The organism is Terriglobia bacterium (genome assembly GCA_020072565.1).
GTDB lineage: Bacteria > Acidobacteriota > UBA6911 > UBA6911 > UBA6911 > JAFNAG01.
In genome coordinates, this window is the sequence record JAIQGI010000001.1 from 178,829 (window position 1) to 194,697 (window position 15,869).

Genomic DNA, 15,869 nt, shown 5'->3' on the forward strand with positions numbered 1-15,869 from the left:
CTCACACCCGCCCGAGCATCCAATACCAGATGTAGCCGAGGTATTCGTGATATGCCCGCTGGAGGTAAACCAGCCGATCGGTCGATGGCTGGACCAGACCCTCCGCGAGTCTGCCTGCCCATGCCGGCCATGACATTCCGGCCGGGTAATGCTGCGCGGCCCAGATGGCGGCAGGCGCGGCGAGCGGTCTCATCCCCAATCTGCGCGCCACGGCCGTTGCCCGCCGCAGATCGCAGGCGGAGGTGACGAGAATGAACGGCGTCGTTCCAATTATTTTCTTCAATTCCACGAAGTTTTCATAGGTGGTTTGCGAGCGGCTTTCGAGGACGATATCCGTGTCCGGAACACCCAGAGTTTTGCTGAAATCCCCCATGAGGCTTGCCACAGGTTTGTCCTGCTTGTGCACGACTCCCCCCGAGAAGACCAGCTTTGCACCGGGCAGTTCGCGATAAAGCCGGATACCCTCGACCATCCGGGAGATCGTCTCACCTGAGAGCCTGCTGGTTACAGGGACAAAGGGATAATCCTCTCCATATCCCGACAGCACCACGACTGTCCGGACGCCTGCCGAAGCATAGGGATGCAACATTGCCGGAAAAGGACGCTCCAGGTGGGCCACCAGCACCTCGGCGAGCGGGGTGAGCAGCCAGATCATGCAGAGTCCCGCTCCTGCCGGAATCAGGCGGCGCCACACGCGCCAGTGACGCCGAGACCCTGCCAGCAAACCAATCGCAAAGCAGATGATCATGATTCCGACCGGAGAAAAGCAGGTCTCGAGCAGACGTTTCACAAGAGTCATATCAGGTCATCCTTTACGCGGGATGCGAGACATGCCGGCCATGACGAACCCGGCGTTCCCCGCGCCGGTCTAACGCTTGATGCTGCATCCGAAAACTTGTGTATCGGCCTGAGGAACGGGCTGGCCCGCCAGTAACGCATCGAGCGCAGCTTCGACATAGGCGATCCGCCCGCGCTCGGTGGCGCGCTTGTTGTTGTCGATCGCGCCACGATAACGGAGTGTTCCCGTGCCATCCAGTATGAACACACTCGGCGTGTGAGTAGCACCCAGCTTCTCGGCGAGCATGCCATCCTGATCCAGCAGAACCGGGAACGCCAGCTTCAGGTTTTCTGCGTTGCGCTTGACCTCGGCGGATGATTCGTTCTTGTTCGACGCCACAGCGAGCACAGATACTCCGCGGCCGCCGTACTTGGACTGCAACGCCGCCACGCGTTCGTCATAGGCCAGGGAGACCGGGCATTTGAAGGACCAGAACTCGAGAACCAAAATCTTACCGGTGTAGTCTTCCAGGGTATGGCTCTTGCCATTGTTATCCGTCAGACGAAAGTCGGCAACCTTCGCGCCGATCTGCCCACCCGTCAAAGGTGAACTCTGCGCAGCCGCAGCCATTGTCAGCAGGAGATTCAGGAACGCGCAAGCGGCAGGCGACCGGCGAAGGCGAATCTGAGGTTCGAGCACTTTATCCTCCTTGACGAGATGCCTGCAGTGCTTTGGCCACGCTCCCGCACGCCAAAACCTTCGCCATCAAGATAGTGCTATTGCGCTCCAAGATTCAACGGTTTCCGGTTGGAGGAGCGCGGGGCGGGCATTAAAAAAAGCCCGCAGCATCGCTACGGGCTTTTTCGTCCGGGGCCCTCCATCGCGTTCATGGAGAGTGAATAAATCATGAATCTAATGGGCAGGTGCCGGCCCTGAATTTGAACGTGGGAGTGTAGCGATCGAGCGCATCATGAACTGGACCAGATCCGGCACCGCGGCGTTTATAGAATAGTTGCTCCGCGGTTGTCAAGACGAAACAGGGAGCGCGGAATCCGTGCAGCTCACCCCGGGAATCCTCACGATTTTTCTGCGCGCTGCTGCTAAGATTATTCCCACAAAACGGAAAGCAGCCACCAATGCCACGAAGGCGCCATTCATGAGATACGAGGCTGACCTCTGCGCTGAGCTGCTGAGGCTCGAGCTGGTGTTTCAGGATTACCTGCCATAGCGCCGGGGCACGTACTGACCGTATGCTCTCTGCGGCCCACCGCTGCCCGGCCGCCGGAGATCACGTTGCACCGGGGCTTGCACCCGGCGCGGCACCCTGATTGTGTATGCCCGATAAGGGGTGTAAAACGGCGCGACGTAATATCTCACTGGAGGCGCGTAAACATAGGTGCGCAAAGCCCCGTAGTACGGTCCGTAGTACGGATAGTAGGCATACGGATAGTAAGGGTACGCATATGCCGGATATGCGTAGGGGTACCAGGGGCGGTAAAAGCGATGATAGCCTCCCCCGAAGCCAAAGCCGAAGCTCACGAAAAACCTCCCGCCTGCCTGAGCCGGTGGAGGGGCCCAAGCGAGCGCGACCAGGGATAGACAGGCAACCAGTAGTAGTTTTTTCATAGTTAGCCTCCCAGGCGATTCTGACTGTTAGATGCTCCAGACGCACAAATGTTTCATCGGGAAGAATCCGCTTTTTCTGTCCTCATGTCCAAAAGGCTGAATGAACGCCGGCAAGGTGGGAGATCCATTTTTGCCTGCTCATGATCGCGACTCCGACTGCGGGCGCCGCAAGAGTTCGATCAGTTTCCGGGCGGCCGGTGACAATGTCCGGTTGCGTTTGACGATGACGCCGAGCGGGCGCAGGAAGGTCTGGCGCGCGAAAGAAACCTGCGCCAGCGTCCCGGCCTGGACCTCCCGCTGGACGCTGAACAAGGGTACGATCGAAACGCCGATGCCGATTTCCACACTGCGTTTGATGGTCTCGATGTTGTCCAGTTCCATGACCACCCTGACCTCGACGTCATGAGCGCGAAAGATCTGATCCAGGGCGCGCCGGCTCGGAATGTCGCGTTCGAACGCAACGAACTTCTGGCCGTTGAGCTTGCGCAGGTCGATCTGCCGCCGGCGGGCGAAGGGATGCTGGGGTGAGCAGATCAGGATCAGCTTGTCGGCCGGCAGCGGTATCACCTCAATGCCCTGCCGCGGCTTGGGATACGTGACGATGCCGATATCGGCTCCACCCTTCTGGCACTCCTCGTAGACGCGATTGGCACGGCTGTATTCCACATGAAGGTTCACTTTGGGGTAGGTCTTGAGAAATGTCTTGATCACCAGGGACATCTCGTAGAGACCGACGCTGTAAATCGTGGCGATCCGCACCGTCCCGGTCATCTCTTCCCCCAACGACCTCAGCTGCAGGTCCACGCGATCGAATTGGTCCAGAATTTCGCGCGCGCCTTCATAGAGAATGCGTCCGGCTTCGGTCGGGTACGCAGTTCTTCCCTGCCGCACCAGCAGAGGCGTGTTGAACCGGGATTCGAGCATCCGGATCTGCTGGCTAACTGCCGACTGCGTTATGAAGTTCCGTGCCGCAGACTGCGAGAAGCTGCCGCTCTCGACCAGATCACAATAAACCTTGAGGGTCTCCACTTGCATATGCGCGCCGACGCCAGATCTCACCGTGGAGCCGGTGCCGCAGAGTTGCAGCAGATTGATCTTGCGGCCCCGGCGGTGGCCCATGCGGGAGGTTTCCATGGCCCTGATCCGGTCCGGGGCTCGAACCTCCCATTAGATTCACTAATTCCAAATATAATTCTTATTCATTTCACTTATTCCCGCAAGGATCCTATAGTTTTTGCTGATCATAATTCAAGGTTTTACGCAGGTAGTTGCGCTTCGCTCCGGCGGAAAGACTTTGGGCCTCATCTTCATACTTTTATACCGAGAGGCCTTATGAGACCCGTGCTGGAAAGCCGGGTCTCGAGAATTTGAAACGGGAAGGTCACGTTTATCTGGGAGGAACGGACCTCCCCGCATCAGGGCGCCCCGGCGGGGGCGCCCTCTTTTTTGCCCCTTTATTGCCTCTCCTGAGAGTCAGGACCAGTGGGCCCGGATTTTATCCCATCCTGCGCGTACGGGCTTGCGCGAATTCGTCTGGCCTGAACCAGCGCGACCGCGTGCTGCAATGCCGCCCCCTTTCGCTCACGGTCGAGGATTGGCCTGTACAAACGGCACGCGGGACGCTTACTCTATGACTGTCAAGGGAACAGGCGATGGATCGGCGCCTCGCAGCAGCTCTCGCACTTCTGATAGTCGCATTTGCGGGTGGATCTGTGGCCCAGTCAGGATCTGCCGATGTCGGAATGGACGGCCTCAAAGGAGTCCCTCTGCGTGATGTGCCGGCGGCGTTGCGCAGTGTCTGGATGCGCTTCCACGAAGCCGATTTGTGCCTGGGCGTCGACACCGTATTCGTCTTCCAGGCCAAAGGCCTGGAAATGTGGTGCCGGGTCAAAGACGAGAGAGACTACCAGCAACTCACGGCTCTCGTAGAACCGCTGCGGAAATCCTACCGGATCGATCTCTACACGACACGCTCCGATCGGGAGAAGAAGCCCTATGCCCCTGAGGACGATGACCCTCCGCCAAGTTTCTGGACCAATGCCGAATTGCGGGCCTATATGCGGGATCCTTTTTTCAGCCGTTTGGGCAGCATCGACGACGCCTCGGGCGATCTCCTCCAGGAGGCCCAGGATCCGGAGCTGAAACGCCGCCTGAAGATCTTCGGCGATCAAATCCTGGAATGGGTGAGTAAAATGGAGCGGCTGACCGGCGATCTTCCCTCGCTGGCCGCTGCCGGCTATGGTGCGGATCTGATGCCGGACATCCGAAATCGCGCGCGTGCGGTCTGCCTCGATCATGCCCGGGAGGCTGGGAAGTGCGCCGGCAGGCTCGCGGAGAATCTCAGCCATGCGCTTCCCCGCGGAACAGGCAGGCCCCCTGACGCCAAACCTCCGCGGACGGAGCGCGCGAACGCAGCCACCCCTTACGAAGATGCCCTCCTGCTTTCCGGGCAGGCGCAAGATCTGGCGCAGCGCATAATGCACTTCATCTATCCCCAGGCACACACGGTGACCCTGATCGATCTGCGTGAACCCGGCCTGATCGATTCGCTGAAGGCGCTTCAGCAGGCCGTGTCCGATTTCGAAAGCGACGCTAAGAGAGTCCGTTAGGCCCGGCGCGGCGCCGAAATCCTGCGCCAGTTGCGGATGATAGATTCAATCCGGTCGTTTTCACGCATTGGCCTGCGCCCCAGACGGATGCATCTGAATCCCGCAAATGCTTGCGGTGCGCCGCGCTTGGCTGCGTTCAGTTTTTGGGTGCAGAATCTCTGGCTTCCGGAGTATCCTTTCAGCTCAACCTTGGATTGGATGGGCGGACGGCCGGCATGAGCGTAATCACCTCAGTGGGGACTGCGGTTCCCGGACACCGGGTGGGGCAGGATGTGGCGCAGCGCCTGTGTCGCGCGCTCTTCCGGGACGCATTCGCCGACATCGACCGGCTCCTGCCCGTTTTCGACAATGCCCTGATCGGGAATCGCTATTTTTCGGCTCCGCTGGAGTGGTTCGAATCGGAGCATTCCCTCGCCGAGAAAAACCGGCTCTACATCGAGACTGCGCTGGAGGTCGGAAATGCCGCGATCTCGACGTGCCTCGAGCGCGCGGGGCTGGGACCGGAGGACATTGACCACCTGTTTTTTGTTTCCACGACCGGTCTGGCGACGCCCAGCATGGATGCCCGCCTGATCAACATTCTGCGGTTGCGCCCCGACATCCGGCGCACACCCATCTGGGGGCTTGGCTGTGCCGGCGGCGTGGCCGGTCTGTCGCGAGCCTACGAATATACGCAGGCATTCCCCCGCGAGCGAGCGCTGGTGCTCGCCCTGGAACTGTGCGGCCTCACCTTCCAACGCAACGACCTGAGCAAAAGCAACCTCGTGGCTACTTCATTGTTCGCCGACGGCGCTGCTGCCGTGCTGGTGTCCGGGTCCGAGACCGCGGGCGTGGGACCGCGCATCCTCTCCAGCAGGAGCACGCTCTGGTACGACTCGCTCGACGTGATGGGTTGGGATGTGAACGATCAGGGACTGAAGGTGCTTTTCTCGCGCGACATCCCCGCGATCGTGCGCAGCCTCGTTCTTCCGGCCATCACGGCTTTCCTTGCAACGCGCGGGATTGCAGTCCATGAGTTGCGCCACATCGTCGCGCATCCCGGCGGCGCCAAGGTGATCGAGGCCTACGAGCAGATCCTGGGCCTGGAGAACGGACGGATGAAGCGCGCGCGTGACGTTCTCAGCCGCTATGGGAACATGTCCTCTCCGACGGTCCTGTTCGTGCTCGAAGACTTCCTTCAGGCCGGTGCGATTCACCCGGGCGAGTACGGGCTCGTGACTGCCTTGGGGCCGGGCTTCAGCTCGGAGATGATTCTGATCCAGGGGTGATGCCGTCTGTGTTCACCGCATTGCTCTCCCTTCTTATCCTGCAGCGCATCCTGGAGCTGGTGCTTGCAGAGCGGAACCTGCGTTGGATCGTGGCCCGCGGCGGCAAAGAATGGGGAAGGCGCGGCTATCCTGTGATCGTGGCGGTTCACACTCTTTTCTACATTTCCCTGGCGCTCGAATGGCACTATCGGTCGCGCGGCTGGAATTCCGCCTGGCCGTTGTGGCTGGGTCTGCTGCTCTCGGCACAGCTCTTGCGCTTGTGGGCGATCCGGACTCTGGGCCGGTATTGGAACACCAGGGTCATCGCAGTCCCGGGGATGCAGCCTGTGGCGGAAGGTCCGTACCGCTTCATCCGGCACCCGAACTACGTGGCCGTGATCACCGAAATGCTCACGATTCCGGTATTGTGCGGCGCTTACTTCACTGCGGCCGTGTTTTCACTGGCCAATGCCCTTGTTCTTGCGCAGCGGATTCCCGAAGAGGAGCGCGCCCTGGAACAGGCAAGTGGCGCACCATTGCGGTACCTGCCGCGGTTTTTCCCTGCCAGGACGCGTAAGCCCTGAGACTCGGGCATTCTGATAGAGGCGACTGAGGGGGGTGACAGGATCGAGTTGCAGCGCGGGGGGATTCCTCCGTATAATCAGGATACCGCTCGGATGCCTTTGTTACCGAGACGGTGATTTTCAACGCCACTTCCTCTCAACAGGCAGAGAAGAGGCATCTTACTCGACGGAGAAGATAGCCATGCCGACATTCCCAAGTCCTGACCGGCAGAAGGTCACCACGCTCAGCCTTGCCGCCAAGAAGAAACGCGGCGAGCCGATCACGATGCTTACCGCCTATGATTATCCGACTGCGCTGGTTCTCGACCGCGCGGGCGTCGATTCGATCCTGGTAGGCGACTCGCTGGGCATGGTGGTGCTGGGCTACGAGAACACCCTGTCGGTGACCATGGAGGATATGCTCCATCACTGCAAGGCGGTCGCGCGCGGCGCTCGCTTCGCTCATCTGATCGGCGACATGCCCTTCATGTCCTACCAGGTATCGACCGCGGATGCGGTCCGGAATGCCGGGCGTTTTCTGCAGGAAGCCGGGATGGACGCCGTCAAGCTGGAAGGCGGCCGCGAAACGGCCGCCGCAATCGAAGCGATTGTAGCTGCGGGTATTCCGGTGATGGGGCACCTCGGCTTGACACCCCAAAGCATCCACAAGCTCGGCGGATGGAAGGTGCAGGGAAGGTCCGCCGCGGCGGCCCGCCGTCTCGTGGAAGAGGCCCATGTCCTCGAGAATGCCGGCTGCTATGCGATAATCCTGGAGGCGATCCCTGACCGGCTGGCGGAGGTAATCTCGCAACGGTTGCGCATTCCGGCCATCGGCATCGGCGCGGGCGCCTCGTGCGACGGCCAGGTGCTGGTCAGCAACGACCTGCTCGGGTCCTTCGACCGTTTCACGCCCAAGTTCGCCAGGAAGTACGCGGACCTGCGCGCCGTCATGGAGCAGGCGTTCCTCGCTTACATCGAGGACGTGACTGCGCACCGTTTTCCCGCTGCTGAGCATGCCTACCACATGAGCGACGAGGAATTTGAAGCCCTGCTGCGCGACCTGCGCATGAAGCCCCGCAAATGGCGGCTGGCGATCTGAGGCCGGCGTGTCCGCGTCCGAAGCCAGGATCCAACTGACCATTGTCGGCACCGGCGCGATGGCCTGCCTGTTCGGAGCCCGCCTGGCGCCGGTTGCACAGGTTGTGCTGACAGGCTCGTGGATCGAGGCGGTCGCAGCGATCCGGGATTCGGGGATCGTGGTCGAGGAAGACGGGAAGCGCACGACGGCGTCTTTGACCGCAATCCCATGGAGTGCTGCCATTGAACCCGCGGACCTGGCTCTCATCCTCGTCAAGGCCTGGCAAACGGAAGAAGTTGCTCTGCACCTCGAGAGGCTGTTGAAGCCGGAAGGTGTCGCACTTACGCTCCAGAACGGCCTGGGAAATCTGGAGGCGCTCGGTCCGCGCGCGTGTCTGGGAGTGACCTACTCGGGGGCAACCTTGCTCGGGCCGGGCCGGGTGCAGCCGGGGGGAATGGGATCCACCTGGATCGCCGGCCCGGAATGGATCGTGCAGCTTTTCCGGCGGGCCGGAATGGAAGCGGAGCGGGGCGCGCCGGATCAGATCGATGGCCTGCTCTGGGGCAAGCTCGTAGTCAACTGCGGTATCAATGCGCTGACGGCGCTCTTGCGCGTCCCGAACGGCGAGCTGCTGCAGCGGCCGGATGCGGCATACCTGATGGAGCGCGCAGCCCTCGAATGTGCGGATGTGGCAGGTGCCAAGGGCGTAGACTTGCCTTTTGCCGATCCGGCCGAAAAAGTGCGCGAGGTGGCGCGCCTGACGGCGACGAACCGCTCCTCGATGCTGCAAGATGTGCTTCGGGGCGCGCCCACAGAATGTGAGGCGATCCACGGTGCGGTCGCCGGCTGGGGCAAGCGGCTCGGCGTGCCGACCCCGGTTAACGAAGTCCTGTTCCGACTGGTGCGCGCTTCAGTCACCCGGTGATGCATGGCAGGTATTGGAAAGATCAGAGCAGCCACGAATGACACCAAGAACAAGAATTTCATATCCGGCGTTCCTCAATGCCCAGCGGTCTCCGCGACTTCTGCGACTTCGGCGTTGAGGTTATTCGGATGCGGCTGTGCAGCACTGGCTTCTCCCCGGCTGGGCTTTGGCGCGGTTTGGTGATCGGAGGTGCAGGACAGTGCAGACCATCATCGAGATTCACGATCTGAGAAGAGCGCGCGCCGCGCGACCCGGCACTTTCGGATTGATTCCCACGATGGGCGCGCTTCATGAAGGCCACCTTTCGCTGGTGCGCAGGGCCAGGTCCGAGTGCGATCACGTGGGTGTGAGTGTCTTTGTCAACCCGGCGCAGTTCGGCGCGAACGAGGACTTGAACCTGTACCCTCGTGATCTTGATCGTGATCTCAAGCTTCTGGAGCCGCTGGGAGTGGATCTGGTCTGGACGCCGGCCCCGGAGACCGTTTATCCGCCGGCCTTCCAAACCTGGGTCACGGTCGAGGAGGTGTCCAAAGGCCTTGAAGGCGGCCGGCGCCCCGGGCATTTTCGCGGCGTCGCCACGGTGGTGGCCAAGCTGTTCAATATCTTTGCTCCCGACAAGGCCTATTTCGGCCAGAAGGATGCGCAGCAGGTCGTGGTTATCAAGCGCATGGTTGAAGATTTGGGCTTCCCGATCGAGATCGTGGTCTGCCCGACGGTACGCGAGCCGGACGGGCTCGCGCTCAGCAGCCGTAATGTCTATCTCAGCCCGGACGAACGGCGGGCGGCGCCTGTGCTTCACCGCGCGCTCTCGGCCGCCCGCGCTGCATACGAGAGCGGTGAGCGCAACGCCGGTCCCTTGCGCGCGGCCATGAAGGCAGTCCTCGATGCGGAGCCCCTGGCTCGGGTGGACTATGTTTCTGCGGCGGATCCGGCGACCCTGGCCGAACTCGATCAGGTCGAAGCCGGGATTCTGTGCTCGCTCGCCGTGCGCATCGGCAGAACGAGGCTCATCGACAACTTGCTCCTATTTCCGGAAGGTGCATATGCTGCTCGCCATTGATGTCGGCAACACCAACATCGCATTGGGCCTGTATGACAACGATCGGCCGGGGCCGCGCTGGCGCCTTGCCACGGACCATGCGCGCATGCCGGACGAGTACGGCATCATGTTGATCCATCTATTCCAGCATGCGGGCATCGCACCGGCGGATGTCAGGGCAATCGCCATGGCTTCCGTGGTGCCGCCGCTCACGGGCACGCTCGTGCAGGCCTGCGAAGCCTATCTTGGGCGCACACCGCTCGTGGTAGACATAGGGATGAAGACCGGCGTGGCCGTGCGGGTTGAAGATCCCCGGCAAGTGGGCGCGGATCGGGTGGTGGACGCGGCGGCCGTGCACAAGCTTTACGGCGGGCCCGCCTGCATCGTCGATTTCGGCACTGCTACCACCTTCGATGCCGTTTCCGCCGGAGGAGATTATATCGGCGGGGCTATCGCGCCCGGCATCGGCATTGCCGCCGAGGCGTTGTTCCAGAGTGCGGCGAAGCTTCCCAAAGTGGACCTGCGTCGTCCCCCCTCCGCCATAGGCCGCAACACGGTTCATTCGATCCAATCGGGCCTGCTGTTCGGGTATGTCGGGTTGGTAGAGGGGATGGTGGCACGCTTCGCTGTTGAGTTGGGTTCGAAGATGAAGGTCATCGGCACGGGCTGGCTGGTCGAACTTATCGCCAGGGAAACCAAGGCAATCGGGGTGGTGGCACCCTGGCTGACCCTCGACGGGCTCAAGATCATCCACGACCTCAACACCAAAGAACCTGCGTGACGGAATCCGGTCGCCGATTTTTCCCGGCGGCTTGGCGGTTGGCCGGATTGGTGGTAATTTGATGACCTCGAATCGAGACGGGGGAGAAGAATGGATGCGCCTGAGGTTTTGAGCATGAGTGAGATACACACGGCAGAGGGCCGATATCCCAGCCAGATTGTGCTGCGCCAGGTCAAGGAGAGGACCTACGCCACTCACCTGAAGGTCCTCCCGCCGGATGCCGAAGCCTATTTCATACTCGGCAGATACTTCTTTGTCCTGGAAGAAGCGGAAGCCGATTTCAAGAGGAGAAAGCTCGAGTTGGAAAGCTCTGTGCAAAAGGCTTAGCCACGCAGGATCATGTCGGGAAGCGACGAGGATGAGTCGAAGTGATAGATTTCTGAAAGCCTGCCGTCTTGAAGCAGCCGACTGCACTCCGGTGTGGCTTATGCGCCAGGCGGGGCGCTTTATGGCCGTCTATCGCAAGCTGCGGGAGCGGTACACGCTGCTCGAGATGTTTAAGACGCCGGAAATCGCCGCCGCTGTAACGCTTCAGCCGATCACGATTTTTGAGCTCGATGCCGCCATTATTTTCGCCGACATCCTCCTCCCCCTGGAGGGGATGGGTATCAGGCTCGAATTTGCGGAGAAGGAAGGACCCAGAATTCACAATCCGGTACAGACCGCCTCTGATGTGTCCGCGCTTCAAACTCCTGATCCCGAGGAAGATCTCGGATACCTTTTGCGGGCCATTCGCCTGGTTCGAGCTGAAATCGACGGCAGGATCCCATTGATAGGATTTGCCGGGGCCCCCTTTACGCTTGCCAGCTATGCCATCGAGGGCGCGGCAAGGAGCTTTCTGCGCACCAAGGGGATGATGTACGAAAATCCTGAACTCTGGCGTCAGCTCATGGAGAAACTGGCCCGGGTCGTCACTTCCCTGCTGCTGGCGCAGGCGCGTGCCGGCGCCCAGGCGGTCCAGCTTTTCGACTCCTGGGCTGGCTGCCTGAGCCCGGCCGACTACCGCGATTACGTGCTGCCTTACATGAAGGGGGTTTTCCAGGCGCTCAAAGACGCCCGGGTCCTCAGCATTCATTTCGGGACCGGCACCGCAGACTTGCTGCCTCTCATGCGCGCGGCCGGGGGGGATGTGATCGGCGTAGACTGGCGTACTCATATTGACGATGCCTGGGCGCGCGTCGGCCCAGGGGTCGGAATCCAGGGAAATCTCGACCCTGTCACACTTATGGCTCCCCGGGGAGTGCTGCTGGAGCGGTCCGGGGAGATCCTCGGCCGCGTCGGAGGCCGTCCCGGACACATCTTCAATCTGGGCCACGGCGTCCTTCCTCCCACGCCGGAGGATTCCGTGCAAGCCCTCGTCGATTTTGTCCACGAGTACGCGCTGCCGAACTGAACCACGAAACACACGACGCGGCATAGCGTCACCCCAAGAATCTCAAAGCAGTCTCTCATGTGCCGGGGCGCACTCTACGACGCTTGAAAAGCTCATGTTATCCGGTTGGTGAACGTCGGGATCGGGATCGCTATCGCAGTCGCGGTCGCAATCGGCCTTTTCAGACTGTGAAGACCGATTGCCACTGCGATAGCGATCCCGATTCCGAGGTTTTTGGCGTTCTGCCTCTATTTTCGAAGCAGGGATCTGATGGTCAGCGGTACGGAACGCGCGCACCCCGTTTCCGTGGTTGGAGGTTCAGTTCACGACCCAATTCAGCGCGGTGTCCCGGCGCGCGTTGAGCCGACCTTTGTCGTACATCAGATCGACATTCACTACGCGCACGGGCTGGTTCAGGATGGATAACGGCGCGGGCGTGATGGTGCCATGCTGGACGGAAACCATCTTGCCGTAATCCTTGCGCACGAACATGTCCACCGCAGTTATTCCGAAATAGTAGCCCATTTTGGCATCGAACGCGGAAGGGTCGCCTCCGCGTTGCAGATACCCCAGTTTCTCGGCGATGGTTTCCAGCCCGGTGCGCGCCGTGATCTGGTCGGCAAGAATCTCTCCGATCCCTCCCAGGTGAACATGGCCAAAGGCGTCGGTCTCCCGCCGCTGCGCCACAATGCGGCCGCCTCTCTCCTTGGCTCCTTCGGCGACCACGACCAGCGTGTACCGCGACCTGGACCGGGTGCGTTCGTTGATCAAGGCTATCAGCTTGGAGAGTTCAAACGAATATTCCGGAATAAGAATGAAATGGGCGCTGCTGACGATTCCTCCAGCCAGGGCGAGCAAGCCAGAATGGCGCCCCATGACCTCGATGACCGCCGTCTTGCGGTGTGAACCCGCGACTGTGCGGGCACGGTCGACGAGCACCTTGATGTTGTTCACCGCGCTGTCGAATCCGAGCGAGTACTCGGTTCCGGGAAGGTCCAGATCGATGGTTTTGGGAATCCCCACAACCGGCACGCCGTAGCGCTCGTAGAGCTTGTTGGCAACCCCAAGGGTATCTTCCCCTCCGATCACGATGAGCGCGTCGAGTCCGAGAATCTCCATGTTGCGCACGACGGTCGCACTCTTGTCGTGTTTTTTGCCCTTCTTGTCGCTCATGCTGAAGGGATTGGTACGCGAGGTGCCGATCGCCGTGCCGCCGTCGCGGTCGATCTTGCGCACCACCGGCGGGGTCAGCATCTGGACATAGCGTGCGTCCTTGATCCCCCTCTTGGGATCGAGCGCCAGGATTCCTGCCCACCCTTCCTTGAGGGCGAGAACCTCGATGGGATTTTTCCGGTCATGCGCGCTGTGGCAGATGGCTCCATAAACGATCCACTTGATGGCAGCGTTCAATCCCGGGCAGTCTCCACCGCCGGTCAGAATTCCGACCCGCCTCGTTTTCATTGGAGCCTCCTTTCGGCCTTAGGTCAGGCGGCAGATCTCGCGCGCTCTGCCGGCCGGATCAGTCGAAAACCACGGTCTGCAGCGTGGTGATTTCGATCATCTTGCCGCAACGCGGGTTTTTGCAGCGCACTTTATCATCGAGGCGGACACGATAGTTTCGAGCTTTGGCGAAACGCGCTCGATCCCGTTCATCCGCGCGAGGCGGCAGCGTCGCCTTTTTTGTGCGGCGCCGCCATCGGATGGGATACTCGAGAGACTCGCGGCATTTCGGACAATAGATCTCGGCCGGTACCGCCTCATCTTTTTCGTTGAAAAATTCATGCTCTTCCATTAGCCCGTCCCATTTCAGATCAAGGTCAATGATACCTTAATTGCAGGCGGCAGCGGGCCGCAGGCAGTTTGTCGCTGAATCCGCCCGCCGCGCACTGTTCACTGCCCACTGTTTTGAAGTATATGTTGGAATCATCGTCCTGCTAAGTGATTCTTGTTGTAGAATCTGTTGGTTATGGACTTCATCCGCAGGCTGTTCTCAGACAGCGCAGAACCCTCGGACCGTCAGATCAGCCGGGCGCTGAAGCACGCCACGCAAACTCACGGGGATCCGGCGACGCGTGTCGCGGCCATGGAGCGGCTTGCAGCCTGGAAAACGCCGGAGGCGGCCGCCGCACTCCTGCGGCGTTTCACCATGCAGGTTCCGCAGGAAACCATGGACCTGGAGGAAAAACAGTATACCGTCCGGCTGCTGGCCGGGATGGGTCGCGCCGCAGTGGATCCCATTCTTGACTTTCTGCGCATCGAAGCGGAAGCGACCTGGCCGGTGCGGGCGCTGCGCGAGATCCTGACGCCTGAGGAATTTATCGACGCATTGAAAGATACACTGGAGCGTCTCGAGAACACCTACACACGCTGGCCGGAAGCGAAGGTCGTGCTGATCGAGCATCTTCCTGACGAAGCCCTCCCCCAGGTGCGGGAAACCCTCCTCCGGTTTCTCGACGACGAGGACGATGATGTCTGCATTGCATCGGCGTATTATCTGACGCGCAGCGGCGATGATGAGGTGCGCGAACGGCTCATCGAGACACTCCTCAACGCCGAGGCCCGCCCCAGAGTGCGGGGGCGGATCTTTGAGTTGTTCTGCGACCGCGAATGGGCGGTAAAGGGCTACCGCAAGAGGGTAGAGGAGGTAATCCAGGAGCCGTTCTATCTGACCGCCAAGGGGACCGTGAAGCGCCGCTCCATTTAAAACGAAGGTCCTTTTGTGCTGCTGACGATCAGATACTTGCCCGGGGAGCAAGTATCTCAATTGTCCTGCGCTCTCAGCGCACTCTGCGTCGAGATTTCCTGGCCGCAGCTAAGCCGCGCCGCACCATTCGCGGCTGCTTTTGAGGACCCGCGAATTCACTGCTTCCCGAGGAAGTCCTCGAGGGCCTGGTTGAAGGCTTGAGGTTTCTCCAGAAACAGCGCGCGGCCGACATCCGGGATCACGCTGAGGTGCGAACCCGCTATCTTCGACTGCATGTAGGCGCCGAACAACTGCCTGTCTTCGGGAACGACGATGAGAGTGGGCACGACAATACTTGTGAGAGCCGGCCTGCGATCACCGGTAATCAGGTCAAACAGCAGCGCGATCGCCGTGCCGGTCGGAGTCTTCATGCTGCCGTCGCTCAGATCCTTGTAAACCTGCCCGTTCTGCTTCGATTTGAACAGGCCGTTCACAAATGCCTCGGTTGCCTTGGCCCGGTCGTCTTCCATCGCGAGTGCCCGTGCTCTGATCTGCTGCACGGTCAAGCCGACGGGATAGTCCGGATTGTTGAAAGTGAGCGGCACCTCGTCGACAAAAACCAGGGCATCGGGCTTGAGCGTTTCCGGGCTGGAAACGTACTCCAGCAGAGCCACTGCGCCGGCCGCCCAGCCGATCAGAGTGCAGTGTTCGAGCTTCATCTTTTCCAGAAAGGCGTGCAGATCGGCCGCCTGCTGCTCGTAGGTGTTGCCCGTTTCGGTCCTGGTGGTGGAGCCCTGGCTGCGCGGATCGATGGCAAACACATGAAACCCGCGGGCGGCGAAATATGGAATTTGTTCCTTCCAGACCTCCGCGGCCATCGCCAGATCCGGGATGAAAATCAGGTGGCGGTCGCCAGTCCCGCCCTCCAGGTAGTGGGTTTTGATGTCGCCGACCTGCACAGAAGCATCCTTCCACATCTTGTCGGCGCCTGCGAGGCTCGACGCCAGCAACAGAATCACCGCCGCGACCTTCATCCAACCGATTCTCCTGCGCATGTTCCCTCCTCAGCTACTGACGCATCATTCAACGCAAAACTGAACCCGAATCAAATATTAGCTGTTGACCTTCGTTGGCTCTAGCGCAAAGGAATGGAATTCTGTATCTTGAA

Annotated in this window: 17 protein-coding genes; 10 read left to right on the forward strand and 7 right to left on the reverse strand. The window is 60.6% G+C overall.

Going from position 1 to position 15,869, the window contains the following annotated elements; genetic code table 11:
• Position 1 precedes the first annotated feature (1 nt).
• From LAP85_00800 to LAP85_00815, 4 genes are all read right to left on the reverse strand, one after another.
• Positions 2-799 carry a YdcF family protein gene (locus LAP85_00800; protein MBZ5494913.1) on the reverse strand — a complete coding sequence of 266 codons (798 nt, stop codon included), beginning with the start codon at positions 797-799 and terminating at the stop codon, positions 2-4.
• A 69-nt stretch (positions 800-868) separates the two neighbouring features.
• A complete protein-coding gene (locus LAP85_00805) occupies positions 869-1,477 on the reverse strand; it encodes a redoxin domain-containing protein (GenBank protein ID MBZ5494914.1) in 609 nt (202 codons plus the stop codon).
• Positions 1,478-1,993: 516 nt separating this feature from the next.
• Positions 1,994-2,404 (reverse strand): hypothetical protein, encoded by a 411-nt coding sequence (locus LAP85_00810; protein ID MBZ5494915.1) that lies wholly within the window; start codon positions 2,402-2,404, stop codon positions 1,994-1,996.
• Positions 2,405-2,542: 138 nt separating this feature from the next.
• A complete protein-coding gene (locus tag LAP85_00815; protein MBZ5494916.1) occupies positions 2,543-3,538 on the reverse strand; it encodes a LysR family transcriptional regulator in 996 nt (331 codons plus the stop codon).
• Positions 3,539-4,056: 518 nt separating this feature from the next.
• Here LAP85_00815 and LAP85_00820 point away from each other — a divergent pair.
• The 9 genes from LAP85_00820 to hemE all read left to right on the forward strand — a co-directional run bounded on the left by LAP85_00820 (position 4,057) and on the right by hemE (position 12,039).
• A complete protein-coding gene (locus tag LAP85_00820; protein ID MBZ5494917.1) occupies positions 4,057-5,013 on the forward strand; it encodes a hypothetical protein in 957 nt (318 codons plus the stop codon).
• Positions 5,014-5,228: 215 nt separating this feature from the next.
• The gene (locus LAP85_00825) at positions 5,229-6,281 is read left to right on the forward strand and encodes a type III polyketide synthase (protein ID MBZ5494918.1); all 1,053 of its coding nucleotides are present in this window, start codon (positions 5,229-5,231) and stop codon (positions 6,279-6,281) included.
• A gap of 8 nt (positions 6,282-6,289) precedes the next feature.
• Positions 6,290-6,844 carry a hypothetical protein gene (locus LAP85_00830; GenBank protein ID MBZ5494919.1) on the forward strand — a complete coding sequence of 185 codons (555 nt, stop codon included), beginning with the start codon at positions 6,290-6,292 and terminating at the stop codon, positions 6,842-6,844.
• A 181-nt stretch (positions 6,845-7,025) separates the two neighbouring features.
• On the forward strand, positions 7,026-7,922 hold the full coding sequence (gene panB / locus LAP85_00835) for a 3-methyl-2-oxobutanoate hydroxymethyltransferase (GenBank protein MBZ5494920.1): 897 nt from the start codon (positions 7,026-7,028) through the stop codon (positions 7,920-7,922).
• Between the two features lie 28 nt (positions 7,923-7,950).
• Entirely contained in the window at positions 7,951-8,826 is an 876-nt protein-coding gene (locus tag LAP85_00840) for a ketopantoate reductase family protein (GenBank protein ID MBZ5494921.1), read from the forward strand.
• 199 nt (positions 8,827-9,025) lie between these two features.
• Entirely contained in the window at positions 9,026-9,886 is an 861-nt protein-coding gene (panC, locus tag LAP85_00845; GenBank protein MBZ5494922.1) for a pantoate--beta-alanine ligase, read from the forward strand.
• Positions 9,870-10,646 carry a type III pantothenate kinase gene (locus LAP85_00850; GenBank protein ID MBZ5494923.1) on the forward strand — a complete coding sequence of 259 codons (777 nt, stop codon included), beginning with the start codon at positions 9,870-9,872 and terminating at the stop codon, positions 10,644-10,646. Before panC ends, LAP85_00850 begins: the two co-directional genes overlap by 17 nt.
• Positions 10,647-10,760: 114 nt before the next feature.
• On the forward strand, positions 10,761-10,973 hold the full coding sequence (locus tag LAP85_00855; protein ID MBZ5494924.1) for a hypothetical protein: 213 nt from the start codon (positions 10,761-10,763) through the stop codon (positions 10,971-10,973).
• A gap of 31 nt (positions 10,974-11,004) precedes the next feature.
• Complete coding sequence (hemE, locus tag LAP85_00860; GenBank protein MBZ5494925.1) at positions 11,005-12,039, forward strand: uroporphyrinogen decarboxylase; 1,035 nt, start codon at positions 11,005-11,007, stop codon at positions 12,037-12,039.
• A gap of 297 nt (positions 12,040-12,336) precedes the next feature.
• Here hemE and LAP85_00865 read toward each other — a convergent pair whose 3' ends face one another.
• Complete coding sequence (locus tag LAP85_00865) at positions 12,337-13,479, reverse strand: ATP-dependent 6-phosphofructokinase (GenBank protein ID MBZ5494926.1); 1,143 nt, start codon at positions 13,477-13,479, stop codon at positions 12,337-12,339.
• Between the two features lie 58 nt (positions 13,480-13,537).
• Positions 13,538-13,810: a hypothetical protein gene (locus LAP85_00870; GenBank protein MBZ5494927.1), complete on the reverse strand. Its 273-nt coding sequence runs from the start codon at positions 13,808-13,810 to the stop codon at positions 13,538-13,540.
• A gap of 174 nt (positions 13,811-13,984) precedes the next feature.
• Here LAP85_00870 and LAP85_00875 point away from each other — a divergent pair, with 174 nt between their 5' ends.
• Complete coding sequence (locus LAP85_00875) at positions 13,985-14,722, forward strand: HEAT repeat domain-containing protein (protein MBZ5494928.1); 738 nt, start codon at positions 13,985-13,987, stop codon at positions 14,720-14,722.
• Positions 14,723-14,877: 155 nt separating this feature from the next.
• Here the strand turns inward: LAP85_00875 and LAP85_00880 are convergent, their stop codons facing one another.
• Positions 14,878-15,756 carry an alpha/beta hydrolase gene (locus LAP85_00880; GenBank protein MBZ5494929.1) on the reverse strand — a complete coding sequence of 293 codons (879 nt, stop codon included), beginning with the start codon at positions 15,754-15,756 and terminating at the stop codon, positions 14,878-14,880.
• Positions 15,757-15,869 lie beyond the last annotated feature (113 nt).